General features: G+C 68.2%; 24 protein-coding genes. 6 read left to right on the forward strand and 18 right to left on the reverse strand.

From position 1 onward, the window contains the following. Window positions 1-44 precede the first annotated feature (44 nt). Window positions 45-647 (forward strand): glutathione S-transferase family protein, encoded by a 603-nt coding sequence (locus MKK65_RS26780; protein WP_058194071.1) that lies wholly within the window; start codon window positions 45-47, stop codon window positions 645-647. Here the strand turns inward: MKK65_RS26780 and MKK65_RS26785 are convergent. The 11 genes from MKK65_RS26785 to MKK65_RS26835 all read right to left on the reverse strand — a co-directional run bounded on the left by MKK65_RS26785 (window position 638) and on the right by MKK65_RS26835 (window position 12767). After that, window positions 638-1903 carry an ATP-binding protein gene (locus tag MKK65_RS26785; protein ID WP_243961149.1) on the reverse strand — a complete coding sequence of 422 codons (1266 nt, stop codon included), beginning with the start codon at window positions 1901-1903 and terminating at the stop codon, window positions 638-640. The genes MKK65_RS26780 and MKK65_RS26785 overlap by 10 nt on opposite strands. A 22-nt stretch (window positions 1904-1925) precedes the next feature. Beyond that, window positions 1926-3014, reverse strand: coding sequence for a lysylphosphatidylglycerol synthase domain-containing protein (locus tag MKK65_RS26790; protein WP_058194072.1), 1089 nt, complete (start codon window positions 3012-3014; stop codon window positions 1926-1928). A gap of 151 nt (window positions 3015-3165) precedes the next feature. Then, window positions 3166-3795 (reverse strand): uracil-DNA glycosylase, encoded by a 630-nt coding sequence (locus tag MKK65_RS26795; RefSeq protein ID WP_243961150.1) that lies wholly within the window; start codon window positions 3793-3795, stop codon window positions 3166-3168. Then, on the reverse strand, window positions 3785-4543 hold the full coding sequence (locus MKK65_RS26800; RefSeq protein WP_243961151.1) for a PIG-L deacetylase family protein: 759 nt from the start codon (window positions 4541-4543) through the stop codon (window positions 3785-3787). Before MKK65_RS26800 ends, MKK65_RS26795 begins: the two co-directional genes overlap by 11 nt. Window positions 4544-4560: 17 nt before the next feature. Beyond that, on the reverse strand, window positions 4561-5799 hold the full coding sequence (locus MKK65_RS26805) for a glycosyltransferase family 4 protein (protein ID WP_313902063.1): 1239 nt from the start codon (window positions 5797-5799) through the stop codon (window positions 4561-4563). A 148-nt stretch (window positions 5800-5947) separates the two neighbouring features. Beyond that, the gene (locus MKK65_RS26810; RefSeq protein ID WP_243961153.1) at window positions 5948-6820 is read right to left on the reverse strand and encodes a sugar phosphate isomerase/epimerase family protein; all 873 of its coding nucleotides are present in this window, start codon (window positions 6818-6820) and stop codon (window positions 5948-5950) included. Then, window positions 6817-8418 carry a YcaO-like family protein gene (locus tag MKK65_RS26815; RefSeq protein ID WP_243961154.1) on the reverse strand — a complete coding sequence of 534 codons (1602 nt, stop codon included), beginning with the start codon at window positions 8416-8418 and terminating at the stop codon, window positions 6817-6819. The genes MKK65_RS26810 and MKK65_RS26815 overlap by 4 nt, the downstream gene beginning before the upstream one ends. Continuing rightward, window positions 8415-9428 carry a Gfo/Idh/MocA family protein gene (locus MKK65_RS26820; RefSeq protein WP_243961155.1) on the reverse strand — a complete coding sequence of 338 codons (1014 nt, stop codon included), beginning with the start codon at window positions 9426-9428 and terminating at the stop codon, window positions 8415-8417. Before MKK65_RS26820 ends, MKK65_RS26815 begins: the two co-directional genes overlap by 4 nt. Continuing rightward, the gene (locus MKK65_RS26825) at window positions 9428-10609 is read right to left on the reverse strand and encodes a class I SAM-dependent methyltransferase (RefSeq protein WP_243961157.1); all 1182 of its coding nucleotides are present in this window, start codon (window positions 10607-10609) and stop codon (window positions 9428-9430) included. The genes MKK65_RS26820 and MKK65_RS26825 overlap by 1 nt, the downstream gene beginning before the upstream one ends. Before the next feature lie 62 nt (window positions 10610-10671). Further along, entirely contained in the window at window positions 10672-11577 is a 906-nt protein-coding gene (locus MKK65_RS26830; RefSeq protein ID WP_243961159.1) for an HD domain-containing protein, read from the reverse strand. After that, entirely contained in the window at window positions 11577-12767 is a 1191-nt protein-coding gene (locus tag MKK65_RS26835) for an inositol-3-phosphate synthase (protein WP_058194081.1), read from the reverse strand. Before MKK65_RS26835 ends, MKK65_RS26830 begins: the two co-directional genes overlap by 1 nt. Window positions 12768-13091: 324 nt before the next feature. On the opposite strand from MKK65_RS26835, the gene MKK65_RS26840 reads away from it, so the two are divergent. Then, window positions 13092-14354 carry a transglycosylase SLT domain-containing protein gene (locus MKK65_RS26840; protein WP_243961161.1) on the forward strand — a complete coding sequence of 421 codons (1263 nt, stop codon included), beginning with the start codon at window positions 13092-13094 and terminating at the stop codon, window positions 14352-14354. A gap of 12 nt (window positions 14355-14366) precedes the next feature. On the opposite strand, the gene MKK65_RS26845 is transcribed toward MKK65_RS26840, so the two are convergent. Together MKK65_RS26845 and MKK65_RS26850 are read right to left on the reverse strand one after the other, a co-directional pair. After that, window positions 14367-15971, reverse strand: coding sequence for a DHA2 family efflux MFS transporter permease subunit (locus MKK65_RS26845; protein ID WP_058194122.1), 1605 nt, complete (start codon window positions 15969-15971; stop codon window positions 14367-14369). Between the two features lie 5 nt (window positions 15972-15976). After that, window positions 15977-17227: an HlyD family secretion protein gene (locus tag MKK65_RS26850; protein WP_243961162.1), complete on the reverse strand. Its 1251-nt coding sequence runs from the start codon at window positions 17225-17227 to the stop codon at window positions 15977-15979. A 197-nt stretch (window positions 17228-17424) separates the two neighbouring features. On the opposite strand from MKK65_RS26850, the gene MKK65_RS26855 reads away from it, so the two are divergent. Next, window positions 17425-18084: an HdeD family acid-resistance protein gene (locus MKK65_RS26855; RefSeq protein WP_243961163.1), complete on the forward strand. Its 660-nt coding sequence runs from the start codon at window positions 17425-17427 to the stop codon at window positions 18082-18084. Between the two features lie 169 nt (window positions 18085-18253). Beyond that, entirely contained in the window at window positions 18254-20698 is a 2445-nt protein-coding gene (locus tag MKK65_RS26860; RefSeq protein ID WP_243961164.1) for a PBP1A family penicillin-binding protein, read from the forward strand. Between the two features lie 4 nt (window positions 20699-20702). On the opposite strand, the gene MKK65_RS26865 is transcribed toward MKK65_RS26860, so the two are convergent. Next, window positions 20703-21131, reverse strand: coding sequence for a DUF1810 domain-containing protein (locus tag MKK65_RS26865; RefSeq protein WP_058194086.1), 429 nt, complete (start codon window positions 21129-21131; stop codon window positions 20703-20705). Window positions 21132-21218: 87 nt separating this feature from the next. Between MKK65_RS26865 and MKK65_RS26870 the strand changes: the two genes are divergently transcribed. Then, complete coding sequence (locus MKK65_RS26870) at window positions 21219-21572, forward strand: hypothetical protein (protein ID WP_243961165.1); 354 nt, start codon at window positions 21219-21221, stop codon at window positions 21570-21572. Between the two features lie 63 nt (window positions 21573-21635). Further along, complete coding sequence (gene pcaD, locus MKK65_RS26875) at window positions 21636-22436, forward strand: 3-oxoadipate enol-lactonase (protein WP_243961166.1); 801 nt, start codon at window positions 21636-21638, stop codon at window positions 22434-22436. A gap of 42 nt (window positions 22437-22478) precedes the next feature. On the opposite strand, the gene MKK65_RS26880 is transcribed toward pcaD, so the two are convergent. From MKK65_RS26880 to MKK65_RS26895, 4 genes are all read right to left on the reverse strand, one after another. Beyond that, window positions 22479-22820, reverse strand: coding sequence for a hypothetical protein (locus MKK65_RS26880; RefSeq protein ID WP_243961168.1), 342 nt, complete (start codon window positions 22818-22820; stop codon window positions 22479-22481). Window positions 22821-23119: 299 nt separating this feature from the next. Continuing rightward, on the reverse strand, window positions 23120-23533 hold the full coding sequence (locus tag MKK65_RS26885; RefSeq protein WP_058194090.1) for a histidine kinase: 414 nt from the start codon (window positions 23531-23533) through the stop codon (window positions 23120-23122). Window positions 23534-23710: 177 nt separating this feature from the next. After that, window positions 23711-23962: a hypothetical protein gene (locus MKK65_RS26890; protein ID WP_243961170.1), complete on the reverse strand. Its 252-nt coding sequence runs from the start codon at window positions 23960-23962 to the stop codon at window positions 23711-23713. Between the two features lie 101 nt (window positions 23963-24063). Further along, the gene (locus MKK65_RS26895; protein WP_243961172.1) at window positions 24064-25683 is read right to left on the reverse strand and encodes an ABC transporter substrate-binding protein; all 1620 of its coding nucleotides are present in this window, start codon (window positions 25681-25683) and stop codon (window positions 24064-24066) included. Window positions 25684-25726 lie beyond the last annotated feature (43 nt).

Raw genomic sequence — 25726 nt, forward strand, 5'->3', positions numbered from 1 at the left:
AACCGGGCGACACACTTCGCTCTGCACCGAACGCGAGGCAGCCGATGGCCGAACCCCTGACCCTTTACGGCGATCCGGGCTCCGGAAATTGCCTCAAGGTCAAATGGGTGGCCGCCCATCTCGGCATTCCCGCACTTTGGCGTGACGTTGATGTGCCGGGCGGCGGGACGCGGGAACCGGCCTTCCTGGCCCTGAACCCTGCCGGCCGGGTCCCCCTGCTCGTCTTCCCGGACGGCGAGACCCTGTCGGAGTCGAACGCGATCATCTTTCATCTGGCGGAAGGCTCGGTGCTGGTTCCCGAGGCCGCGCGCCCGCGGGCCCGCATGCTGCAATGGATGTTCTGGGAACAGTACAGCCACGAACCCTACATCGCGGTGCGCCGCTACCAGCTCCATTATCTCAAGCGATCGCCGGACGACCTCGATCCCAAGCTCGCGGAGCGCGGTGCGGCCGCCCTGCAGCTGATGGACGGAACGCTCGAACGCACCGCCTTCCTCGTGGGCGACGCTCTCACCCTCGCCGACGTAGCGCTCGTCGCCTACACCCGCATGGCCCATGAGGGTGGGTTCGACCTTACGCCTTACCGGGCCATTCGCAGCTGGATCACCCGGGTCGAGACCGGGCTCGGGATCGGACCCTATGCCTGATCGGACGCGCGGGGCACCTCGGCAGCGGCTCCGTGCTCCGGCAGGCTGACCCGCACGATGGTCCCCTGCCCGACCGTGCTGTCGATGGTCAGGCGGCCCCGGTGGCGGTTGAGGCTGTGCTTGACGATGGCCAGGCCGAGACCCGTCCCGCCCCGGGCACGGCTGGAGGCCACATCGACCCTGTAGAAGCGCTCGGTCAGGCGCGGGATATGCTCGGGCGGGATACCGGGGCCGTCATCGGTTACCGACAAGACGATCCGAGCGCCCAATCGAGCATCCTCCTCCCGCGAGAGGGCGACGCTGACATGGCCGCCGCCATATTTCACGGCGTTCTCGATCAGGTTCTCGATCACGCGAGCGAGTTCGTCGGCATCCCCGGGTACGGGATAGGGGCCCGCACCGTCCTGAAACCGGATCGTGGCGCCCCGTACCTCGGCCGGCGGGCCCTGCGCATCGACCATTTGTCGGGCGAGCGCCCCGAGATCGACCACGGTGGTCGGGGCTACGTGCTCGCGCAGCTCAATCCGCGACAGCGACAGCAGGTCGTCGATCAGACGCGTCATGCGCTGGGCCTGGACGCGCATGATTTCCAGGAAGCGTTCGCGGGCCTGCGAATCCTCGCGGGCGGGCCCTTGCAGGGTCTCGATGAACCCGATCAGGGTGGCGAGCGGGGTGCGCAGCTCGTGGCTGGCATTGGCGACGAAATCGACCCGCATCGCCTCCAGCCGCCGGGCCGAGGTGAGGTCGCGCAGGAACAGCACCGCGCTGACGCCTGATCCGTCCGGCATCGGCAGGGCGCCGATCTGGACCTCGAAGATCCGCTCCAGCGGTACCCGCGTGGCCAACGAGACGCGGCGTGGCATGCCGGAACTGAGGACAGCCTCTACCCCATCAAGGACCTCTGGGCTCCGCAGCGCGAAGGACAGAGGCCGGGCTTGGTGCAGGGCCGGCAGAAGCGCCCGGGCCGCCGGGTTGGCCTCCACCACCAGGGTGCGGCGGTCCACCAGGATGACCGGATCGGGGACATGGGCCAACAGCGCCTCGGCGATCGCGTGGCGCTGGGCCGTCGCCGCCGGCCGCGGCGGCGGGGCCTCTCGGCCGCGCCCCCCGAGCCAACCGCCGAGGCAGATCGAGACGAGTCCGGCGAGAATCAGCGGAAGGTCGAGATGCCCGGACAGCGCGACAACGGCACCGAACAGGCCGACCGCAATTGCGGCGCCGGTCCAGGCCGTAGCGCTGCGCGGGCGTTCAGACATGATCGACGGCGGGCCGGAGTGGTTACCGGGGTCCGGGATCGTCGGGCCGCGGCCGCCCGGATGGGCCGGCAATCCCCTCGGGCGGGCCCGGATCACGCGCGCCGCCGGCACGCTTCACGATCTCGTAGAAGCCGAGCATCGCCAGGGCAATCACGAACGGCACGACGTAGTAGCAGCCCCGGAACAGGAGCAGCGAGGTCAGCACCTCGTTGCGCGGCAAGCTCGACAGGGCAAGCAGAATCGTGGCCTCGAACACCCCGATCCCCCCGGGGGCGTTGGAGGCGATACCCAGCATGGCGGCTAGCACGTAGATCGCCAGGAAAGTGGTAAACCCCAGCGTCATCTCCTGCGGCAGCAGGACGTAGAGCACGGCTGCCGCCGCACAGACATCGCCGATCCCGACGAGCATCTGGCCGATCGAGACCGAGGCCCCCGGTAGTTCCAACCTCCACTGCTTGACGGTGATGCTGCGCTTCTTCGCCGAGACCCAGGCAAGGTAGCCGAGCACGAGGGCCAGCGCCACGAGGCCGATGCCCTGGTTGATCCGGATCGACGTGAAGGCGAGCCCAGCCAGCTGGCCGGCCTCGATGATCAGGCTCAGGCCGAGCACGACGCCCATGCCGAGCCAGAAGGTGAAACCGGCGATGACGGTGAGCGCCGCGATCTTGGCCGTGGACAGGCCCTGCCGGGCGTAGATCCAGTAGCGGATCGTGCCGGCGGTCAGCAGCGGGAAGCCGAGGGTGAAGCTCACCGCGTAGCTGGTGAACGAGGCGAGGGCAGTGATCCGGTACGGAACCTTGATCCGAAGCTGACGCAGGGCCAGCGCGTCGTAGCCCGTGAGGAACAGGTAGCTGATTCCGACGAACAGGAAGGCGAGTCCGAGCTGCTCGGCGGTTGCCGCCGCGACGGCCCCCCGTACCTCCGCCCAGCTCACGCTTTGGACGAGCTTCCACAATACGCCGAGCGAAACCGCGAACAACACGATGCTGGCGGCCGTACCGATCCAGGCATACCGGCCGCGCCAGCTCTTCCGCGGAGTGTCCGCGGCAGCGTCGTGCTTGACCGGCTCGACCGGCTCCGCCGGCCCCCGGTGCTGTCCCTGAAAATTCATGCCGTTCGGCGTCCGCCCTTCCGGCTGCGCGGCCCGGCCGAAGGCCTGCGCCCGTGCCGGTTAGTCCCGGACCGCGGCCCGTTGCCTCGCCATGTAGGCCGAACCATCGCGCAAGGCCAGGGAAGGCCCGGATACAATGGTGGCTCGGTCCTCAACGGATGGCCCGGCACAGGATCGCCGCAGCCTCAGACAAGCCCATCCGGATCCGCGCCGGCACCTCCGGCGCGGTGCAGACATAGGTCGGGCTCGGATGCGGGATCGCGATCAGGGGCAGGCCCGGGCGCAGGGCCTCGATCGCTGGTGCCACGCTGCCGGCGTAGCGGCCAGCGAGCACCGCCACGGTCAGATGCGGCAACAGGTCGAGCAGCGGAGCGAGATAGGGCGCCGCCGCGGCGAGCTCCGCCCGGCGCGGCGCCCGGTTCAGAGCGCCCTCCTCATGGATCAGCCAGGGCACGGCGTTCCAGATCAGGGTGTCGGCCCGGGGAATGCCGGCATCCTTGAGAAATCGGAACAGGTTGGCGGCGGTGCCGTTCGCACTGTCGCGGGTGACGAAGCCGGTGCGCAGCACCGCCGGCCCCGGGGTCTCCAGAAGCAGCAGCATCCGCGCCGCGACGCCGCCGTCGAGCGGGTCGGGAATCGGCACCGGCGCGCCTCGCTCCACGGAGATCCGCTCGGCGAGGCGCCGTATCGGGGCGATATGGGGCGCGGCGATCAAGGCGCGGCGGGCGGCGAGCGCCTCAGGATCGGTCAGAGATTTCGGCGCCTGCGGCTCAGGCAGCATCGAGGCCGAGGATCGCCGCGTCGAGCTGGCCCGTGAGGCGGAAGCGCTCGATCCCCTCCTCCCGGGCAAGGCGCGTGTCGAGGCCTTCCACACCGCCGAATTGGAATCCGATCTGGCTGGCATAGGCGGCACAGGCGGCGCGTTTTCGCGCCTGCGCCTCGGGATCGAGGGCCATCCGCCGTACCGGCAGGGCGGCGAACAAGTCGGCCAGCGGTTCCCGAGGCGCGGCCTCCCGGACGGTATAGGGAAAGTCGCGCCACCACAGGATCGGGATCGGCACGGCGCGGCTCGTCAGGGCGCGGACCGCCTGAACATGATCGACATGGCCGCCGACCGCCTGCGGGGCGAGGAGGAGGTCAGGCCTCTCCTCGGCAATCAGACCGGAGAAGGCCGTCTCCAGTACGGCCGCGATATCGTCATCGCTGCGGGGCGCGGAAAAAAGCTCCGGCGCGGAGCCATAGCCACGGTGCGGCGCTTCCCGAAACGGCAGATGCCGGGGCGGGGCGATCCCGAGTTCAGTGGCCGCGCGGACGTCCTCGGCCCGGCGCAGGGCCATGTAGTCGACCTCGGCCGACAGCCCCTTGTCGAGCTGGCAGGCCAGCGCGAAGCCCTTCGGATCGGCGACGCTGCCGGTGAACAGCGTCGCCATCACCACCTGCCAACCCTGTCGGGCCAAGCTTGCGAGCAGGCCGCCGCAAGAGAAGGCCGCGTCGTCGAGGTGGGGCGAGAGGGCGAGAACTGTCGGCACGCGGCGCGGCTTTTCGGTCAGAGGAGATGCGGTTCGGCGCGGAAGCGGCAGGTCGGATCCTCGGGCAGGTCGACAGAAAAGTCCGTGGCCGCACGCTCGTGATGCACGCGCGCGTAGACCTCCATGATCTGGCGGCCGACCGCACTCCACGAATAAACCCGCCGGCATTCTTCGAGGCCCGCCATCGCGAGACCGCGGCGCAATTCCACGTCCGTGACGATGCGGGTGAGCGCACTGGCCAGCGCCGGAACGTCCCCAGGATCGACCAGCAGGCCGTTCTCGCCGTCGCGTAGGCAATCCGAGACGCCGACGGCGTGGCAGGAGACCACCGCAAGCCCGGCCGCCATCGCCTCGAGGATCGTATTGGAGAACCCCTCCGCATAGGTCGGCGACACGAACACGTCGGCGCGCCGATAGAGGTCCGGCACGCGGCCGTACTCGGCATAGCCGGTGAACGCGATCTCGCGCGGGGAAAAGGCCAAGTCCGCAGTGAGGGCTTGGGCCGGATCCACGTCCGGCCCGATCCCCGAGATCGTCGCGGCGAACGGCGTGCCCTGCTCGCGCAGGACTGCCAGGGCGTTGATGAAGTCGAGCACGCCTTTCCGGCGGTCGACCCGGCCATGGTAGAACAGCCGGACCGGGCCGGCATGCGGCGTCGGCAGGCCATCAGATGTGCCTTGCGCGAAGCGGTCGGTGTCCACCGCGCCGGGCACAATCGTGAACCGGGCGGGATCGGAGCCGAGGCGCTCGCACACCTCATCCACGAAGGACGCGCCGCCGATCAGCAGGGCGTTGGCGTGCGCCAGGACCTCGCACATCGCCACCCGGTGGGTCTCGCAGCAGGAGCCGACCCAGTGGCCGTCGCCGCCCTGGATCGAGACCACGCTCGGCACCCCAAGCTTTCTGGCGGCGAGCAGAACCGCCCAACCCGTGGGGTAACCGTACTGTGCATGCAGCACGTCGAACGGCTTGTCCGCGTGCTCCCGGCAGATGGCCTCCACCATGGTGGCGATATCGCGCTCGAAATCGCCCGACGTCTGCTCGCCGAGCTGCTCCAGGCCGATCACCCGCACCCCTGGCACCTGCGGTGGCGGGCCGCCGCCATAGACGCGGGTGCCGAAGGCATCGCCCCGGTACTGCGAGATCATCGTCACGTCGTGACCTGCGCCGACCAGCTCGCGCAACAGATTCTGTGCGTAGACGCTCATGCCCGATATCGCCGGGAAATAGCGGCGGCTGAGGAAGAGGATTCTCATCGGGCACCACCGGACGGCCAGGATTCCCTCCCCCTTGCGGGGAGGGGTAGGGGTGAGGGTGGCGCAGACGGCACCGGGGCGCTCGATCTTGCAGCACCCCCACCTCCGGCTCCTCCCCGCAAGGGGGAGGAGAGGTGCGCGCGTCCCCTCACTGCCATTGCCGCCGTGTCTCCTGCTCGCCGGCGAGTTCCGGGCCCGGCCGGCGGCAGCCGCGCAGATACTCCAGCGCCTGCGGGATCATGACGTCGGCCCGGTGGCTCTCGCGGGACAGCTCGACGCAGACCAGCTTGCCGAAGCCGATCTCTTCGAGCGCGCCGAGCACGCCGGGCACGTCCATGTCGCCCTCGCCGAAGGGCAGATGGATGTGGCTGCCGCGCTTCATGTCCTCGATCGCGACGGTGCCGATCCGATCTGCGAACTCGCGGACAGCCGGAGCCGGTTCGCGCTCTCCGGTGACGAGGCAATGACCGGTGTCGAGGGCGAGCCTCAGTCCGGGCACGTCGAGGGCTGCGTAATCGTCCAGCGTCTCGATCAGCATGCCGGGCTCGGGCTCCAGGCAGGGCACCACGCCCGCCTGCGTGGCGAAGGCCGCGACTTCGTGCAGCCCCTCGGTCAGCCACCGGCGGGCCTCGTTGTGGTCGACACCGGGCTTCGGCACACCGGCCCAGAACGACACCGCCTCGGCCGACAGCATCGCGCCGATCTCGACCGCGCGCTTGAGGAAGCCGACCCGGCGGGCGCGGCCCGCTGCGTCGGCGGTCACCAGCGTTGGCTCATGCTTGGCGTTTGGATCGAGCAGAAAACGCGCGCCGGTCTCGATGACGCAGGCCAGCTCCAGCTTCTCCAGCAAGCTCGCCACCCGGCCGGCTTCCGCCGCCCAGGTCTCGGCGAACGGATCGAGATGATGGATGTCGAGCGTCAGAGCAACGCCGTCGTAGCCCGCCGCCTTGATCAGCTGCAGCGCGTCGTCGAGGCGATGGTTGGCCGCGCCATTGGTGTTGTAGGCGAAGCGCAGGGTCATGCCGCCCTCCCCTGCTTCTGGGCGAGGCGGAACGGCGCGTGGTGGGATTCCGGCTCGCGGTAAAGTGGATAATGCCGGCCGACGATCTGCTCGGCCAAGGCGGTGTCGAAGAGCGGCTGGCCCCCGAAGCGCTCCAGGGCCTCCGGCGTGAGGCGCACCGGGCGCAGGGTCTCGCTCTCGGTGCCGAACCGGATCAGCGGATGGTCGCGCTCGATCAGCTTGCGCGTGTTGCGCTCGCCGATGCGGTAGTAGCTCATGGTCTCGACCTCGAGGCCAGGCACGATCGCCTTAACCACGCCGACGCTGCCGCCGAGCGGCGAGCAATCGACGTAGAGCAGATCGAACCCAGCCTCTGTCAGCCGATCGCAAGCGATCTTGCCGCGGGCATGCCCATCGGCAGCCTCGGTGGACGGCAAGTCCGAGAACCGCTTGGTGCTGCGCTCGCTGTACACGGTGTCGGCCAGCACGCCGCGGAGGTCTGCAGCCGGCATCTCGATCCAGGCAAGCATGGCCTGCAGGGCGCGGCTCTCCTCAAGGTCGAGGCTGGGCAGCGCCTTCTGGATGAAGGCATCGACATAGCCGAGCGGCGTGACGGTGGCAGCGAGGTCCAGCGGCCCGTGCCCGAAGGTCTTGCGCACGCGGGCCGCCTGGAACTCGAGCAGCGCCTTGCGGAGGGCCCGCTCCCGATCCGGATCACAGGCCTCGCCGCAGGCCGAAAGTGCGATGGGCGCAGGCGCCCGCGCCGGATCCTCGTCGTAGCCGACGACGTAGATGTTGGTCAGCCCGAACTGGTCGGTGGCAAATTTCGGCAGCGCGCGGATGCCCAGATCCTTCAGGCGCGCCAGCATCGCGGCGTTCTCAGAGCCGATCCCGTCGAGATCGAGCATCACGCCCTGGTCGAGAGCGCGGAACAGCAGACCGTTGCCGTCGCGCTGCAGCAATTCGAGCACACCGTGGCCGAGCGCGAAGGGCACGTCCGGCCCTGCGCCGAGGCCGTTGGTGATCAGGTTGGTGAAGGGTCGATAGCCCTCCGACAGCTCGAAGTAATCGGTGGCGGCCACGTCGAGCGGCATCAGCACGATTTCGTCGGTCCCCCGCCGGACGGCCGGTGTCCATTCCAGCACCGTATCGCGGCCGACCGGAGAGCCCGCCGGCAGGCACAGGGTGAGCGGATCGGCGACGGAATTCGCCCCATAGACCCGCACGAGGTCAGCGTAGCTCGCACGCTCCTTGGCCCGCGGCAGCACCGCCAGCGAGGGCATCAGATTCTCGGCGATCTCCGCCACGGCGCCGATCAGCGCTTCCTCATCGGTGGCGCCGTAGCCGATCCCGGACGGCATCGCGCCGACGAAGAACGGATCGTCGAGGAACAGGGCCACGAACCAGACCGGAACGCCGGTGCGGTCCAGCGGCGCCAGCGGAAAGCCGACGATGCGCCCCTCCGGCAGCACGTCGAGATAAGCCCGCACCGGATCCGGCAGCGACTCCGGCAGCCCATCGATCCGGCGCTTGGCGCCAAAGCGATAGGGGCGTGGCGCCTTGATCCGCTCGTGGCGGGCTCGGTCGTCCTGGTCGTGACTGAAATCTGCGTTGGTCAAGGCGTCCGTCCGGTTCCCTCGTAGCCGTAAGCTCGGGCGACGAGGCGCATGGTGTGGAGATCACGAGCCGCCGAATAGGCCGCGCGCTCCTCGGGCCGGCGCAACGCCGAGCCGAAGGCACGCACCTGCTCGGTGAAGGGCGAGCTGTCGGCATCGAAGGCCAGCGGCTCCGCGCGCCCGCTCGCCCCGTCCGTGAAGGTCAGAGATCCGCCGGCCGTCTGACCCATCGTGTCGATGGCGGTGAGCTGGCCCTGCGTGCCGACCACCTCCAGGCGGCGGCGCAGCAGGGCGTCGGGGCAATTGTAGGCGACATGCAGACTCGCCAATGCACCGCCGGCGGTCCGGCCAATCAGCAGCGCGCCGTCATCGACGGCATAGTCCTGGGCACGGCTCTGGGTCAGGGCGGCGAGATCCGCGATGGGCTCGCCGAGGAGGAAATCCACGAGATCGAGGCCGTGGGGAGCCAGATCCATCAGGGCGCCGCCACCGGCCTGTGCGGCGTCGATCCGCCAGTTGGGCTGGCCAGCTTCCGACCAGTCGCGCCCGAGCCAGCAGGCGTAGACGATCCGCACCGTCGTCACCGTCCCGATCCGACCGGCTGCGACTTGGGCGCGGATGGCCCGGTGAGCCGGATGGTGCCGCTGATCGAAGGCCGTGCCGTAGAAGATGTTTTGGGACTCCACCGCCCGCACGATGGCCTCGGCGTCACCGAGCGTCGCCGCCATCGGCTTCTCGCACAGGATCGCCTTGCCGGCCGCCGCCAGCGCCTCGACGGCGCCCCGGTGGAGGTGGTTCGGCGTCGCCACGTAGACCGCCTCGACCTCCGGCTCCGCGAGGAGACCGGCGAGGTCTGCATGAGCGCGTGCGCCTTCGCGCTCCGCCGCCGCGCGGCTCTCCGGGTTGGGATCGCTGACCGCCACGAGGCGGTGGCCCGCCGCACGGATACCCGGGGCCATGTAATCGCGGGCGACCCAGCCGTAGCCGACGATGCCCCAGCCGACGGCGTCCATCACCACCGCTCCGGGAGATCGACGAATTCGCGGGCGCGGACCCGCTGCGTCTCGGCACCGTCGATGCGACCGTCGAAGGTCATATGTTCGGGGGCCGACGTCTGCATCGGGTAGGTGGCTCGGGGGGCGTATTCTTCGCGGTAGCGATCGGAGGGCCAGCGGATCGCATGGCCGTCGCCCTCGGGCTGGTAGAGCGGATTGAGCTGCACGACGGTTCCAGCCTTCGGCAAGGTTAGGCCGTCCACCACCGCGCGGGGTGCGGGGCGCATGCCAGGGCCAGCCACCACCGAGAACGCCTCACAGGTCCGCAGCGCGGCGGGCTCCTGGGGCACCGGTGCCCGGGCTTCGACGAGGGCACGAGTCAGTTCCGCGTCGTCGTACACGAGAGCATCGGGGAACAACTCGGCAATCTCCTCGGCGGTGACGGCGCGACCGGCGGAGAAGCCCGGGCACTCGCGGTTGTGGATGTGGCTCAGGGCCAACCAGCCATCATCGCCGGCATTCTGGCGCAGGTTTTCGAGGAGACCGGCCTTGTCATCGAGGAAGTAGAAGGCGTCGTTGCACACCACGAGATCGACAGGCGCGCCGGGGATCGGCCAGTGTGGCGAGCCGGCATCGAAGCAGACGAGTTGCGGCCGGGGGCCCACGACCCAGTGTCGGGCGACCCAGAGCTTGGCGAAGACCACGTCGGCTCCAGCGGTCTTGCAGCCGCGGCGCTCGAGCTCCCGCAGGTAGTGGCCGATGCCGCAGGCAAACTCGAAGACGCAGCGCGGCTCGTTCCAGTGGGCCTCAAGCAGCGTCAGTCCGGCCAGGAACGTCGGGTCACTCCAACGGTGCAGGAAATAGTCGCCGACGCGGCCCCAGCCGAGGCGCTCCACTGCATCCCGCAGCGTCGCATGGCGACGGTCCTTGATGAGTTGGATGATTTCCGACGGATCGGCCGGAGGGCCGTTCCACCAATCATCCTGATCGACCAGCAGAGCAGCAAGCGCTTCATCGGCCTCGCCCGCGTCGAGATGGGCCAGAACCCGATCGACCAGAGCCTCGCGGCCGATCCGCAGATACGGGATGCCATCGATGACGGGCCAGCGCGCACCGGTGCCGGCATCGCGCAAGGCATGCGGCACGTCGGGCTTCAGCACGTTGCCGGTTTGCGGCGATCTGAGTTCGAACGGGATCATGGGCTTTCGGGACCGCCCCGTCGCCTTGGCGACGGGGTCTGACGGACAACGCGGGTCTGGTCCTAAGGGATGCGCATGTCGCGCAGGACACGGTCGTGGAACCCCTTCACCGGTCCGGCATGAACCAGCTCCCACTCGTCCAGCACTGCCGCCATCGTGGTCGAGGCGCCACGCAGATGCTGGGCGATCTGCAGGACCCGGTCGACGCAATCGGCAGCGTGAAACGCACGGCCTTCCGCGGTGGCATCGTCCGGCAGCACAGCCCGCGCTCGCTCGACCTGCCCGCGCAGGGGCCCGTCGAGTTCGGACATCGCCCAGGCGGTCGTCACGGCCATGATCGGGCCGAGATGATCGCCGAGCAGCATCTCGCCGGTGAAGCCGGCATCCGGCATCGCAGCGTTGTGGAAGTGATGCGCCATGGCGGCGAGGAACACGGTCCCGGGATCGGCCCGGTAGAACGGGCTGAGGCAGACGCCGTAGACCGCCACGATCAGGCAGTGCTCGGCATGATTCTCCGGGGGCTCCAGCAGGATCCGGGCACGGCCCGGGCAGGTCACCCCCGCCCGCGGCTGCTTCGCCAGGGCCGAGACGAAGGCCGGCACCGGTCCGGGCCGGCCCGGCGGCCGCGGCGCAAGCCGGCCGCGCAGTCGATCCCGCAAGTCCGGATCGATGTCACAGGTGACGGCGTCGAAGCCCGCCACCAGAACGGCGGAGGCAGCGGCCTCCGAAAGCCCCGCCGCCGCCAGGAAGGCGGCGTCGAGGTCGCAGAGGCGGGTCGCGGCCAACGTCGTCGCGGTGATGTCGAGGGCGACATCGTCCGGTGCGGCGCCGCCGGTGAGCAGACTCCAGCCCTGCGCGAATAGCCGTTCGGCGATCGACCCTTCGCGGCCCGCCGAATGGACGCGCTTGAGGTCGTTCATCTCGACGAAGAGTTCGCGCAGTGCGGCCGGCGCCGCCGCGTCGGACATCAGTGGACGCCGAGCCAGTCGAGGAGCATCGCTTCCTGCTTGCCGAAAGCGTGCTCCGGCCCATGGCCGTTCTTCACCATCGGGGCCTTGAAGAAGGTCGAGAGTTGCTCCTGCACGCCGCCATCACCGCGCTTCTTCGCCAGGTCCAGCACACGGGCGATCTCGATCACCAGCGGTGCAGCGAGAATCGAGTCCTTGCAGAGGAAGTTGACCTTGATCTGCATCCGCTGGCCCATGAAGCCGGTGACATCGATGTTGTCCCAGGCTTCCTTGTCGTCGCCGCGCGGACGGTAATAGTGGATGTGCACGAGGTGGTCCTCGACCGGGTAGCCGAGGATCGAGTCGAGCACCGTGCCCTTGGTGTTCAGCTTCGACTGCAGCGAGTTCGGGTCGTTCAGGGCCAGCCCGTCGCGGTTGCCTAGGATGTTGGTCGAGAACCAGCCGTCGACATGGAGGGCGCGGGCCTTGAAGGCCGGCGCCAGCACCGTCTTCATCATGGTCTGGCCGGTCTTGCCGTCCTTTCCGGCCACCGGGACGTTCATCTCCGTGGCCAGCCCGAGCAAGGCCGGCACGTCGGCCGCGATGCTCGGGGTAAAGTTGGCGTAGGGGATGCCGCTCTTGATCGCCGCATAGGCGTAGAGCATCGCGGGCGAGATCGCCTCGTCGCTGGAATCCAGGCCCTTCTCGAAGGCGGCGGTTGAGTTGAGGGTCGGATCGTTGAGGTCCGGCCAACGCTCCGTGGAGGCGAGGTTCACCACCACCACCTCGTCGAGGTTGCTCTCCTTTTGGAAGCGCCGCAGGTCGTTGGCGATGACCGAGACCGCCTCGCGGTGATCCTTGGCGACGATGCGGTTGGTACCATCGATGTTCTTGCAGAACTTGGCGCTGCCGACCGCGGGCCAGGGCGTGATGCCCTTGAGCGCCTGGGCACCGTCCTCGATGTCGTCCTTCGACAGCACGCCGTGACCGGACGCAGCCGAGGCGAGGTCATCGCCGTTCAGGTCCCACCCGCCGAACACGAGGTCCTTGTAATCGGCCATGCCTGCCACGGAGAGGCCGGCGAGCGGCAGTCCATCCAGCCGGTTCGATCCGGATTTGATCATTTCGATGCCGGCGATGGCAGTGGTGGCGACAGCGCCACCCATGCCAACGAACGCGACGCCGACGCGGCGACCGGTCTGCATGCTCATCGGAAAATAGTGTCCTTGTGGGGACGCGCGTCGCGTCTGGGGAAAGAGTAGTCGACCCCCCCGGGGCGATATCTAACTGGCTCGATCGTGGCCCGTTCCAAGTCGAATGCGACAACTTTGCGCCTGCGGGGAGCCCGGCGCGGCCGGATCAGGGCGTTAAGGCGGCCTGAAAAAGCAGGGTTAACCCTTCGTTGACCGTGCCACGGTTGAATCACGGGGTGGTCCCATTCTGGTCACGGCAAGTGCGGATAGGGCCGCCGCCTACGAGAAACCGGCCGCCAGACGCCGGACCGACACAAGGGACAATCTGGAAGAGGACCAACGATGGGGGTTTTCCCGGAGCCGGCGCGTTGCGCCGACGACGTGAGCCGACTCGTGCCCAGCGCGAGCTTTTGTGAGACTGAAACCGTGGCGTGGCTGCCGCGGGCCGGACGCAGGAACGGGCGCCGGTCACTTTGCTGCATCGGCCGCAATGGCCTTCGCCGCCTGACAGGGACCCTGGCTTTGGGCTTTGTCGCCGGGTTCGGACTGCCGCAGGCGGCCTTCGCGCCGGCCTTCTTCGCGCCGTCCGCTCAGGCCCATGACCGCATCGACACCAGCCCGCGCGCTGCCCGGGCACTCGCCGCCGAGGGCGAGACCGGCTGGATGCAGGCAGGCGGATCGGATCAGGGCCTGCGGGCCGGATTCGCAGACACGGCGCTGACAGAGGGCGCTGCAGACTGGGCCGGATTGCCCGTCGAGGACCAAGAGCCGCCAACCGTCGCCCTGATCCAAGAGGACCTCGCAACCCTGCCTCGGGTGACCCAGGAGCAAGGCGAGGATGCGGTCCGGTTCGGTGAGCGCAGCGTGCCGCGCAAGGTGGTCGACACGATCGTGAAGGCCTCCGATGAGGCCGGCGTTGATCCGGTCTACATGATGGCCTTGGCCGACAAGGAATCGAGCTTCGACACGGATGCCAAGGCGGGGACCTCCTCGGCACAGGGCTTGTTCCAATTCGTCACCCGGACCTGGTTGGAGATGATCCGCGATTACGGTCCTCGCTACGGCCTGAGCGAAGAAGCTGCCGCCGTGAAGGGCCGGGGCTCCGCGATCACCGTGGCCGGCACCATGCGTGCCCGCGTTCTGGGCCTGCGCAACGATCCCCGCGTCGCCGCCCTGATGGCGGCTGAGTTGATCAAGCGCGACCGCGAGCGGATCGAGGCGAAGGTCGGGCGGGCGCTCACCACCACCGAGCTGTATCTCGCCCATTTTCTCGGCAGCGCCAGCGCCGGACGCTTCCTTTCACTGTCGTCCGAGAAGCCGGACGAGGTGGCGGGTCGTGAGTTCCGCAGTGCCGCCCGGGCCAATCGCAACCTGTTCACTGAGAAATCCGGTGGCAAGCGCCGCAGCCTGACAGTCGCGGAGTTGCACGGTCGGATCGACGACATGATCGACCGTCGCCTGACCCGCTACCAGGGCGTCGCCGCAGTGGCGGGCGCCCCCGACAAGGCGCCGACCCCGACCGAGACCGCGACGAACGAGGCCAACCAAGCCCCGGACAACCGCCGCGTGGAGGTGACGGAGGCGCTGCCCCCGGACGGCGTCTGATGCCACCCCGCGTCAATGTCCGCCTGCCGGGGCGCCGCCGCCAAGCTTGACCGTTCTCAGGCTCAGCGCGAGTGGCACCGCACAGGCGGCCACCAAACCGAGTACCCAGAACACATCGATATAGGCCCAGTAGGCCACTTGGGTCTGAAGAACGCTGCCGATCCAGGCGGTCGCCTGGCTCTGGGCCTCGACGCCTGCATAGCCGTGCTCGGAGAAGTACTGCGTCGCCTGCCGCATGGTCTCCTGGTAGGCCGGCGCCGCCGGATTGACGCTCTCGACAAGCCGGCTCTGATGGAACTGGCTGCGATAAGCTAAGATGTTCTGGGCGAGCGACACGCCCATCGAGCCGCCGACGTTGCGGGCGACATTGATCAGAGCCGAGGCCTGATCGGTCTGGTCCTTACGCAGGCCCTCGTACGACGCGGAGGTGATCGACAGGAACACCATCGGCAGCCCGATGCCGATATAGACCCGCGACCAGGCAAAGAACGCGAAGGTCGTCGTCCCGTTGATCCGCGTCAGGTCGTACATCCCGAGCGCCACGATGGTCATGCCGGCGGCGATCAGCCATTTCGGCTGCACGTAGGCCGAGGCACGGCCGGTGAGGAACATCATCACCACGGTGACGATACCGCCCGGGCCCAGCACGAGACCCGAAAGCGTGGCGGTGTAGCCGTAATATTCCTGCGTGATCTGCGGGATGAACTGCGTCGTCGAGATCAGGATCGCCCCGGTGAACATCATCACCAGGAAGCAGGAGCCGAACTGGCGATTGCCGATCAGGCGCAGGTCGACCGCCGGGTTCTTGCGGGTGAGGAGCCACGGGATCATGGCGACGAACGAGACGACCACGAGGACGCCCGACACGTTCATCAGGGTCGAGGTTCCGAACCAGTCCTTCCGCTGCCCCTCGTCGAGGATCACCTCCAGCGAGCCGAGAAACAGGGCGACCAGCAGGAAGCCGACGACATCGAACCGGATGCCCTTGCGCACCAGGGCGCGGCGCTCCTTCTTGGCAGCGTCGCTGTCCTCGATGAGCCAGTACATCAGCCCGAGCGCGATCACGCCGATCGGCCCGTTGATCAAGAAGCACCAGTGCCAGGAGGCGTTGTCCGACAGCCAGCCGCCGAGCGTCGGGCCGATCACCGGCGCAACCACGATGGCGACGCCGTAGAGGGCGAAGGCCTGCCCGCGCTTTTCGGGCGGAAAGGAATCCGCCAGGATCGACTGCGCCAGCGGGGCCATGCCGCCGCCGCCGAGCCCCTGAAGCACCCGGAACAGCAGCAGCGATTCGAGGCTCCAAGCGAAGCCACATAGGATCGACGCGATGGTGAACAGGCCCACCGACCACATGAAGAACGCCTTGCGGCCGTAGCGCTTGGCCAGAAAGCTCGACGCAGTCAGCGTGATGGCGTTGGCCACCAGGTAGCTGGTCACCACCCAGGCCGCTTCGTCGGGCCCAACCGCGAGGCCACCGGAGATGTACCGTAGAGCGACGTTGGCGATGGTGGTGTCGAGCACCTCCATGAAAGTCGCCAGTGCCACCACGCCAGCGATCAGCCACGGATTGTGTCCGCCGGGGGCCTTATCGGAAGATGCCTGGCCCTTGCCGGCCATCGTGGTCACCGCACCGTGACGGTAGGCACGATCGACATGCCGGGGCCGATCGACACGTCCGTCGGCCAATCCTTGACGACGATCTTCACGGGGATGCGCTGCGTGACCTTCACGTAATTGCCGGTCGCGTTCTGAGCCGGCAATAGGCTGAAAGCCGTACCGGAACCAGGCTGGACGGAGGCCACCGTGCCGTGGATCGTCCGGCCCGGATAGGCATCGATCACAAGGTCTACGGGCTGGCCCGGACGCATGTCGGTGATCTGGGTCTCCTTGTAATTTGCCGTCACCCAGATGTCGTCCGGCACGAACATCGAGAGGCTCTGACCGGCCTGCGCGTACGCTCCGATGCCACCGGTCAAGCGCACGACGCGCCCGGGCTGCACGGCCCTGAGCGTAGTATAGCCGAGATTCAGCTCCGCTTGCTCGACCTGCGCCTTGTCACGGGCCATCTGCGCCTGAGTCGAGGCCTTCTGGGCCTGCAGGGAGCCGATCTGCTTCTGAGCGGCGACCACGCTGGCATTGGCGCTCTGCACCGAGGCTTGGCGCTGCTGGAGCGTCGAAGTCGCAGACTGCGATTGCTGAACCGAGCCCGAGCCGCGCTCCGCCAAGTCCTTGTAACGGGCCGCGTCCTCCTGGGCGAATTTCAGGGCCGCCTCTGCGGTGGAGACTTGGGCCTTGGACACATCGATGTTGGCGTATTGGGCCTGGATCTGGGCGTCGATGTTCTTGATCGCGGCTTCGTCGGCCACGACCTGGGCCTTGGCCTGCTCCAGGGCGATCCGGTAGTCTCGCTGATCGATCTGGAACAGCATCTGCCCAGCCTCGACATGCTGATTGTCGGTAACCGGCACCTCAACCAGATAACCGCCGACTTTCGGCTGAACGGCGATGCTGCGGGCATCGACGAACGCGTCGTCGGTGCTCTCGTAAGGGTGCATGTACAGGAGCCAGTAGAAGAACACGCCGACGCACAGCGCGACCACCGCGAGGCCCCCGAACAGGAACGCCCAGGGGTGGCGGCGCAGGATATTCGGTCGCTGTTCCTCGTCCTCCGGCTCGCCGTCCTGCTCGGGCTCTTCGTCCGAAGCACGCTGATCTTCGTCGCCCTCTTGGGCCGGTTTGCGCGCGGTCTCACCATCCGAATGGGAGCCGTCGCGTCGAAGATCCAGAATGTCGCGATCGGGAGCGTCGGGCCGGCCTTCGGCCTGAACAGGGCGCGACGCAGGCTCGGCAGCCTGCCGCTGATCGTCAAACATGGCGTCTCATCACCACCGGATGGACCGGCCGCCGAGCGGCGGCCGGGCTGTACTCATGCCCGCCTCGGTCACCAAAAGTCGCCGGCCGCACCAAGGTTCCGCCCCGCGTGCGACCGTATTCAGGAACGCTTGTCGCAGTGCGGCGTTCTGCGGGCGAACCGACTGGGCACGCGCCCGGCGCGTTCCGGAGTTCCGCCATGACCAGCACCCCGTCACCGACACCCCAGGGCCCGGGCTACGGTTCGACTGCGACGTCCCCATCCGGCATTCCACTCACCGGAGCCGCCCGGCTCGACGCCATGAGCGCGTCGCTCGCCCGGAACTGGTGGCTTATCGCCCTGCGCGGCGTGATCGCGATCCTTTTCGGCGTCGTGGCCTTCGCGGCGCCCGCGGCTTTCGTGCTGTCGCTGGTGCTCTTGTTCGCCGGTTACATGCTCGTCGACGGGATCTTCGCCATCGTCGGCGCGGTGCGGGCCGCACAGCGGCACGAGCGCTGGGGCTTCCTGCTCCTTGAAGGCATCGTCGATATCATCGTCGCCGTGGCGGCCGCGCTGGTGCCGGCGGCCGCGGTCTGGGCGTTCGTGCTGCTGCTCGCCGCCTGGGCGCTCGTGACCGGCGGCCTGATGATCGCCGCCGCCTTCCGGCTGCATCTCCATTACGGGCGGTGGTGGCTGGGACTGGGCGGCCTCGTCTCGATCCTGTTCGGCATCGCGTTGATCCTGGAGCCAGGCATGTCGGCCCTGGTCCTGACCTGGTGGATCGGCGCCTACAGCTTCGCATTCGGCGTGCTCCTGCTGATCCTGGCCATCAAGCTGCGCAGCCGCCATGGGGCCGCCGGACCGGTCGTCGGGCGCTAAACGGCCCCATCGACCCAGTCATCGGCAAGATTGCGTGGCGCGGGGCACACGGTCGCCGCTCCTCGATCGCCGCGGGCGGACATCGCCCGTTTGTCGATGGGACACGCACCCGAATGCAGCTTAGAACGCGGCATCGACCGGACAGGCCGGTCCCGGAACACGCATCGCGATGACGCCAGACGCGCCGGAGCGCGCCCCGACCGATTCGGGTCCCGCACAGGGTCCCGAGTCTGACACGCCGGATCCGCGTCGGGCCGCCCGCGAGGCCCGACGCGCCGCCGGCGACCTCTTCCGCCATCTGTGGATCCTGATCGCCGCCGCCGGACGCAGCCTCATGCGCCTGGGGCAGTCGGGTTTCGCGCGAATGGCCAGCGCCCTTGCGCGCAAGCGGGACGGCGCTCGGCCAGTAACGGTGAACCCGGCAATTCGCCCGGCAGTCAATACCGGATATGTCGGCCGCCTGCGGCGTCGGCCCATGCTGCTCGCGGCCGGCCTCGCGATCCTGCTGCCCGTCCTGGCGCTGGCGATCTATCTGCTCGCCGCCCTCCTGACACTACCGCCGCTCGGCGGGGCCGTCGTCGATACCGGCCAGCGGGCGATCACCGTAGAGGCCGATGACGGCCGGGTTTTCGCTACACGGGGCAGCTTCCGCGGCCAGAAGCTCACCGCCGCCGATATGCCTCCGAATCTCGCCAAGGCGATCGTGGCGATCGAGGATCGGCGCTTTTACAGCCACTGGGGCATCGACCTGCGCGGCCTCGCCCGCGCCGCTTGGCGCAACGCCGTGGGCGGCGGCGTCCGCGAGGGTGGCTCGACGATCACCCAGCAATATGTCCGCCTGACCTCCCTCAATCAGGAGAAGACGCTCTGGCGCAAGGTCCAGGAAGCGTTCCTGGCCCTGCGGGTCGAGACGACGATGAGCAAGGACGAGATCCTGCTCGGCTATCTCGACGCCGCTTATTTCGGCGCTGGCGCCTACGGGGCGGACGCTGCGGCCCGGCGCTATTTCGGCAAACCGGCCAAGGCCCTGACCCTGCCCGAGGCGGCCATGCTGGCCGGGCTGGTGCGAGCGCCCTCGCAGCTCGCCCCGACCCGCAACCTCGGCGGCGCCAAGGAGCGGGCCGACGTGGTGCTGCAAGCCATGGTCGAAACCGGTTCAATCACGCAAGCCGAGGCCGACGCGGCGCGCAAGCAGAGCGTGACCTTGAAGTCGCCGCCCGAGGCGCCACCAGGCACTAACTACTTCCTCGACATGATCGCCGGCGACGTGAAGCGTCTGGCCGGGACCGACGGCGACATGACGGTGCGGTCGACCCTCAATCTCGACCTGCAGAGCCTCGCCGAAGGCGTCGTCGCCCGGCGACTGGACAAGGACGGAGCCAAGCGCAAGGTCGGCCAGGCCGCCATGGTGGTACTGTCGAAGACCGGCGCGATCCTCGCCATGGTCGGCGGCCGGGATTACGAGGACAGCCAGTTCAATCGTGCGGTCCAGGCGAAGCGGCAGCCAGGCTCGCTGTTCAAGCTCCTGGTCTACCTCACGGCCTACGAGCAGGGCCTTACGCCCGAGACCGTCATGGACGATCGTCCGGTGCGGATCGGCGACTGGGAGCCCGAGAACGACGACGGGCGCTATCGCGGGCCGGTGCCGCTGCGGACCGCCTTCGCGCTCTCGATCAACACGGTGGCGGCCCAGTTGGGTCAGGATGTCGGCATCCCGGCGGTGATCGCCACAGCGCGCAAGCTGGGAATCCAATCCGAATTGCCGAACGTACCGAGCCTCGTCCTCGGGTCAGGTACCGTCAGCCTGCTGGAGATGACCCGCGCTTACGGCTCCGTGCTCTCCGGCCGCGCACCCCTCGCGAGTTTCGGCATCCACGCGATCCGCGGCGCGGCCCCGCAGCCGCTCTACGTCCGGGCCGAACCGGCGCCCACCGCCACCCTGGCGCAGGAGCCGCGCCAGATGATGCTCGATTCACTGCAGGCAGTGGTCGAATCCGGAACCGGCCGAGCAGCACGGGTGCCCGGCCAGATCATCGGCGGCAAGACCGGCACCAGCCAGGATTTTCGTGATGCCTGGTTCGTCGGCATGACCCCGGAGCTCGTGGTCGGGGTCTGGATCGGCAACGATGACGACAGCCCGATGAACCGGATGTTCGGCGGCGAGATGCCGGCCGGCATCTTCCACGATTTCGTCCAGCGCGCCTCCGCCCAGCTGGCCAAGGGCCGACCGCGCCCCTCGGCGGAACGGGCCGAGCCGGCGCCGGCCGCCGCATCGGCGCCGCCGTCGACCCCGGTGGCATCCGCCGAGATCCGGGGCGTGCCCGAGGTGATCGATACCGGAACCCTCTCGCTGCGCGGGCGGACCGTACGCCTGCTCGGCGTCGTCGGCGAGCGTGGCCACCTCGCCCGCCAACTCGCGAACTACCTGCGCCGCCGCGAGGTGGTCTGTACCGTCTCGGACGGCGCCACGGGCCGCTGCCGGATCGAGGGCGACGACCTCGCCGCCTTGATCCTCACGGCGGGCGGCGCGCGTGCCGCAGAGGATGCGCCCCCGGACCTGCTCGGCGCCGAGGAGCAGGCTCGGGCCGAGCGCGTCGGCCTGTGGGGGCGGTGACCCTCTAGTTCGCGCCGAGCTTGGCGAGCGTCAGCGGATCGGGCTCGCCGTCGAAATATCGCACCATCGCCGCGGCGAAGAGCGGCTCCTGCGGCGCGGCGCGCGTGAACAGCGTCATGCTCGAGCGGAATTTCACGTCGTCGGGCGAACCGAAGAGCACGTGCGCTGAGCGGCCGGTGACGCCGTTCACCGCCGCCGTACAGGCGCGCAGGCGGTCGCCGAGCACGGGATGAGCGAGGTATGCCCTGGCCTCGTCGAGGGAACCGATGGCATAGCGCTGCGCCATCGGGCTGAAGCCCAGGCCGGCGATCTGCGGGAAGATGAACCACATCCAGTGACTGCGTTTCTCTCCGGCCCGAAGCTCGGCAAGCGCCCGCTCATGAACACCCTCCTGCGCAGCGACGAAACGCTCGAGATTGTACGGTTCAGCCATGGTCCTGCTCCGCTCTGCACGGAACCAACCCAGAGGCGGTCGATCGGATGCGTACAGCGCCGAGGCCGGATCGAGTAAGCGCTCGCGATGCTCGACGCGCTTCTCGACTTCATGATCGCCAACCCCGCGGCGAGCCACGCCCTCACAGCCCTAACAGAGACCGCCGGGGTCGCCACCGCCATGCGCTGGCTGCGCATCCCCCGGCCCGAGGCGACCGCGGCCTTGGTGGTCTCGACCTACTATTTTGGCCGCGAGGCCGGACAGCGCGAGCATGACATCAAGCATGCCGGCTGGGACGCCGTTCAAGCGCATCTGGGTGCCGAGTTCCTGTATGGCTGGTCGCTGCCGAACCTCCAGCAATGGCTGGCGCCGACCCTCACCGCCTGGGCTGTCGCGGCCGCGATCTGTCTGATTCGCCGTCACTCCGCGCGGCGGCGCTGATCAGACGGTCCATCCGGACCTATCTGCGAAGATGAATCGCACAGCCGAACACGGAGACGCTTGATGCCGCAGATCGCCGTCCGGGGGCTTGAGCTCCGCTACCGCCTCGAAGGCCCGGAGGGCACCCCCGTAGTGGCGTTCTCGAACTCGCTGGGCGCGACGCTGGAGATGTGGGACGCGGTGTTGCCAATGTTGGCCGGACGCTTCCGGACCCTTCGCTACGACACGCGCGGTCATGGTGGCTCGGAAACGCGCGACCGGCCCACCGAGATCGCGGATCTGGCGGGCGACCTCACCGGACTGCTCGACGCCCTCGGGATCGACCGTGCCCATCTGGTCGGGCTCTCGTTGGGCGGCATGACTGTGCAGGCCGTGGCGAGCGCCGAACCGGAGCGAGTCCCGAGCGTGACTTTGATGGCGACGGCGGCTCATCTGCCGAGCCCGCAGATGTGGAACGACCGGGCGGCCACGGCACGGTCTCAAGGAACCGGGGCTCTCGCGGACGCGACCCTAGCGCGCTGGTTCACGCCGGCTTTCGCGAAGTGCGCACCCGAGGCCATGCAGATCGTGCGCGAGCGCTTCGTCACCTGCGACCGGATCGGCTACGCGGTTTGTTGCGAGGCGATCGGCCGAATGGACCTGCGGCCGGCTTTGTCGCGCATCGCGGCACCGACCCTGGTCATGGCTGGACGCAACGACCCATCGACACCTCCGGCTATGGCGGAAGAGATTTGCGCCGGTATCGCCCAAGCCGAGCTGGTGGTGCTCCCCCGGGCAGCGCATCTCCTCGCCATCGAGCGCGCCGATGCAGTCGGCAGCTACCTGCGCGCCTTCCTGGACCGCTGCGAGGCGGCCCATGCCTGAGCGTTCAGGCCCCCGCGGACAATCACTGCTCCGAACGTGATCCTAGTGGCAGGGAATGCCGACATCGGCCGGCGACATCCCGCTCGCAAGCCGACGCCCGACGTGGAACAAGACCTTCTCGATCAGCGCCACGGTCGTTGGATCGCCATCGTGCTTGGCGAGGTGATAGGCGATGAGCAGGTTGTCGCTGATATCTCCGAGCAGGTCCGACGACTCGATCTGGAGGTCCACGGCGTTCGGCTCCTGAAGAGCCGCTTCTTCGTCGGCGGGCCGAGCGCATGCCGTCTGCGAGACTTCGATGACGTGACGCGCTGCGTCGATCATCGCCCGCATCTCCGCGAGCAATTCCAAGCTTGTTGCGTCTTCGGGCGTGTCGTTACGCATGGTCCGGTCCCCCAACCACCCCCAAACTGCACCTACAGGTTGCGGTCCGTCAACCACTTACCTGCACATCTTCGAGGCATGAGGGAATTATATCGCGCTTGCGCCGGGTTTTTTCCTGCGACGCTGAGCCAGACATTACCTTTGAGACAAACGAGCTACAACCAAAGGGTGCAGAAACATATCGAGCCGTATCGCGCCGCCAGGCCCGGCATTCAGTCCTGAAACGCAAGAACGCCCCCGCGAAGATATCCGCGAGGGCGTCGATATTCTCAGTCCGTGAGACGAACGATAACGAACCGTTACTTGATCAGGGCAAGCAGCGCCTTGCCGGCCTTGGAGTTCAGCTCCTTGGCGTCGAGGGTGCCGTCACCATCCGGGTCGGCCGCCTTGAAGCGGTCGGCGACGGCAGCGAGGTATTCCTTCTTGTCGATGGTGCCGTCGCTATCCGGATCGGCCTGCTTCAGGCCAGCCTTGCTCAGACGGCCCTTCAGTTCCTTGGCGTCGAGGGTGCCGTCGGAATCCTTCTCCAGACGATCGAAGGTTGCCGAGGCGACGGCCTCCACTTCCTTGAGGTCGACGGTGCCGTCGTTGTCGGTGTCGATCATCTTGACGGCGCTGGCGCCGCTCACCGGCTTGGCCAGGGCGGCGGGGACGGCGAGACCGGAGACGGCGAATGCGACCGCCGCGAAACCACTGATGAAACGAAGTGCCATTGCCAAATGCTCCCGAAACATGATGCGTGATCTTCCTAGTCTCGCCCTGGCTTTGCCGCAAGTGCGAAATTGGCTGGGCAACGCTGCACCCAGAGAAGCACAAACGTGAAAAAGGGGCCGGCAAAGGCCGACCCCTTTTACGATCATCAGATCACACTACGTTGTCGGCAGGCCGGCTCAGTAGCCATAGCCGCGACGGACGGCCGGGCGATCATCCTCGAAGCGTTGGCGGCGATACATCCGGTCATCGTCGTCGACGCGATCGCGGTCCCGGCGATATTCCTCGCGCCGGAAGTCACGCTCCCGCTGACCACGGGAGCGAAGATCGACGCTGGGGCCGTCGGGTCCGATATCGATGCGCTGGGCCGAGGCCGGAACGACGGTCGCGAGGGAGGCGGCCAAGATGGCGCCGGCGAGCAGGGTCTTCATGGGACACTCCTTCGTGCGTTGGAAGCCCAACACAGTCTCGTGAGGATCGTTCCCGATTCGCCCCAGGCTTTCCCCGACGCACAGCGTGGATCAGACCGGTCTCAGGCCAGGGTCGACAAGTCCTGAAACCAGTGCTGTGCCTGGACATAGTTCTTTACCCGCGGCGACAATGCGTGCGGATTGGTATCGTGCACCACCCAGACCTGCACCGCGTCATCGACGACGATTTCGTGGATGCGGGCGAGGAGCTTGTTCTGCTCATCCGGGTCCAGGCTCGCCTTCACCTTGTCGCAGAGGGCATCCACCTCGGGATTGCGGTAGTGGCTCCAGTTCACGCCGCCTGGGGCGATCTGCTTCGAATCGTAGAAGCGGAGGATCGCGTAGAACGGGTCCGAGGTGACGTAGGCGATGTTGCCGGCGGTGATGCCCTTGAGGCTTGGATCGGCCGCACCCTGGCGCCAGGCCGTGTAGGCGACCTCCAGTTCCACCGTCTTGAACTCGACCTGGATGCCGATCTCGGCCCAGCTCTGCTGGATGAACTCGTTGATCGGCAGCGACAGCATCTGCCCGGTGCCGCCGGTGGGGATCATGATCGTGGCCTTCACCGGGTTCTGGACCGAGAAGCCGGCCTCCTGGACGAGCTTGCGGGCCTGATCGACGTCGGTCTTGATCTGGAAGCTGGGCTTGCCGAACCACGGGCTCGACGTCTGCATCTGGCCGACCGCCGGCTGGGCGAGGCCGCCGAGCAACTGGACGACGCCCTCGCGGTCGATGGCGAGGTTGGCGGCCTTGCGCAGGCGCAGATCGCGCCAGGGCGAGCCCTCCAGCATCGACAGGTGGTAGTTCCAGACATGCGGCGTGTCGTTGCCGACGACGCGCATGCCGGACGCCTTCAGGCGCGGCACCGCGTCGGGGGCCGGCGCCTCGATCAGGTCGACATTGCCGGAGAGCAGCGCGTTCACCCGGGCGAGGTCCTCGGGCACGCAGGTCAGGGTCAGCTTGGAGAGCTTCGGCACGCGCTTCGGGTTCCAGTAGCCGGCATTCGGCAGCAGCTCGAGGCGGACCCGGGGGACCAGCTGGCCCATCTTGAACGGCCCGGTTCCCGAGGGCTGGAACGCGAACTTGGCCCAGTCGCGCCCGACCGCCTCGTACTGCGCGGGCGAGGAGATCAGGAACCACAGCATCTGGTAGGGGAACAAGCTGTCGGGGTTCTTGGTGGTCACCTGGACCGTCTTGGCGTCGAGCTTCCGGTAGCTCGCGACACCCGGCAGCCGCGGACGGACCTGGGCGGCCTGCCGCTGGTCGAAATGCGGCGCCTCCTTGTTGAGGACCTTGTCGAAGTTCCAGATCACCGCATCGGCATCGAAGGCCGAGCCGTCATGGAATGTCACGCCCTCGCGCAGGTGGAAGATCCAGACCTTGGGATCGGCCTTGTCGACCTCCCAGGCGGTGGCGAGGCCGGGGATCATCGTGCCGGGCCGATCGGCGATCCCGAGATCCCAGGCCACCAGGGGATCGTAGAGCGTCAGGCCGGTGAACTGGTAACCGCCGGCGCCCCGGTCAGGCTGGCCGGTGGTGAGCGGCAGGTCGGTCATCGAGATGCCGTAGGTCAGGCTGCCGGCGGCTGCACCCTGCGCGCCGGCCCGGCCCGCCGTACCCAACGCCGCCAGGGCGGCGCCCCCGGCCATGAGCGCGCGGCGTGTCGGCTTGATCGGGTCCATCGTGTCTCTCGGCAGTAGGGGACGCGCGGCCAATCGGCGTCGC

The sequence above is a fragment of the Methylobacterium sp. J-001 genome (assembly GCF_022829565.1).
GTDB lineage: Bacteria > Pseudomonadota > Alphaproteobacteria > Rhizobiales > Beijerinckiaceae > Methylobacterium.

What these genes read in the sequence shown, in the direction of transcription:
- MKK65_RS26865 (WP_058194086.1), bottom strand. Translation starts at nt 21,131, where the DNA reads ATGGCTGAACCGTACAATCTCGAGCGTTTCGTCGCTGCGCAGGAGGGT.
- MKK65_RS26860 (WP_243961164.1), top strand. Translation starts at nt 18,254, where the DNA reads ATGACGCCAGACGCGCCGGAGCGCGCCCCGACCGATTCGGGTCCCGCA.
- MKK65_RS26810 (WP_243961153.1), bottom strand. Translation starts at nt 6,820, where the DNA reads ATGACCCTGCGCTTCGCCTACAACACCAATGGCGCGGCCAACCATCGC.
- MKK65_RS26805 (WP_313902063.1), bottom strand. Translation starts at nt 5,799, where the DNA reads ATGAGAATCCTCTTCCTCAGCCGCCGCTATTTCCCGGCGATATCGGGC.
- MKK65_RS26840 (WP_243961161.1), top strand. Translation starts at nt 13,092, where the DNA reads ATGGGGGTTTTCCCGGAGCCGGCGCGTTGCGCCGACGACGTGAGCCGA.
- MKK65_RS26885 (WP_058194090.1), bottom strand. Translation starts at nt 23,533, where the DNA reads ATGGCACTTCGTTTCATCAGTGGTTTCGCGGCGGTCGCATTCGCCGTC.
- MKK65_RS26790 (WP_058194072.1), bottom strand. Translation starts at nt 3,014, where the DNA reads ATGAATTTTCAGGGACAGCACCGGGGGCCGGCGGAGCCGGTCGAGCCG.
- pcaD (WP_243961166.1), top strand. Translation starts at nt 21,636, where the DNA reads ATGCCGCAGATCGCCGTCCGGGGGCTTGAGCTCCGCTACCGCCTCGAA.
- MKK65_RS26830 (WP_243961159.1), bottom strand. Translation starts at nt 11,577, where the DNA reads ATGTCCGACGCGGCGGCGCCGGCCGCACTGCGCGAACTCTTCGTCGAG.
- MKK65_RS26785 (WP_243961149.1), bottom strand. Translation starts at nt 1,903, where the DNA reads ATGTCTGAACGCCCGCGCAGCGCTACGGCCTGGACCGGCGCCGCAATT.
- MKK65_RS26890 (WP_243961170.1), bottom strand. Translation starts at nt 23,962, where the DNA reads ATGAAGACCCTGCTCGCCGGCGCCATCTTGGCCGCCTCCCTCGCGACC.
- MKK65_RS26895 (WP_243961172.1), bottom strand. Translation starts at nt 25,683, where the DNA reads ATGGACCCGATCAAGCCGACACGCCGCGCGCTCATGGCCGGGGGCGCC.
- MKK65_RS26850 (WP_243961162.1), bottom strand. Translation starts at nt 17,227, where the DNA reads ATGTTTGACGATCAGCGGCAGGCTGCCGAGCCTGCGTCGCGCCCTGTT.
- MKK65_RS26855 (WP_243961163.1), top strand. Translation starts at nt 17,425, where the DNA reads ATGACCAGCACCCCGTCACCGACACCCCAGGGCCCGGGCTACGGTTCG.
- MKK65_RS26880 (WP_243961168.1), bottom strand. Translation starts at nt 22,820, where the DNA reads ATGCGTAACGACACGCCCGAAGACGCAACAAGCTTGGAATTGCTCGCG.
- MKK65_RS26825 (WP_243961157.1), bottom strand. Translation starts at nt 10,609, where the DNA reads ATGATCCCGTTCGAACTCAGATCGCCGCAAACCGGCAACGTGCTGAAG.
- MKK65_RS26780 (WP_058194071.1), top strand. Translation starts at nt 45, where the DNA reads ATGGCCGAACCCCTGACCCTTTACGGCGATCCGGGCTCCGGAAATTGC.
- MKK65_RS26870 (WP_243961165.1), top strand. Translation starts at nt 21,219, where the DNA reads ATGCTCGACGCGCTTCTCGACTTCATGATCGCCAACCCCGCGGCGAGC.
- MKK65_RS26835 (WP_058194081.1), bottom strand. Translation starts at nt 12,767, where the DNA reads ATGAGCATGCAGACCGGTCGCCGCGTCGGCGTCGCGTTCGTTGGCATG.
- MKK65_RS26845 (WP_058194122.1), bottom strand. Translation starts at nt 15,971, where the DNA reads ATGGCCGGCAAGGGCCAGGCATCTTCCGATAAGGCCCCCGGCGGACAC.
- MKK65_RS26820 (WP_243961155.1), bottom strand. Translation starts at nt 9,428, where the DNA reads ATGGACGCCGTCGGCTGGGGCATCGTCGGCTACGGCTGGGTCGCCCGC.
- MKK65_RS26795 (WP_243961150.1), bottom strand. Translation starts at nt 3,795, where the DNA reads ATGCTGCCTGAGCCGCAGGCGCCGAAATCTCTGACCGATCCTGAGGCG.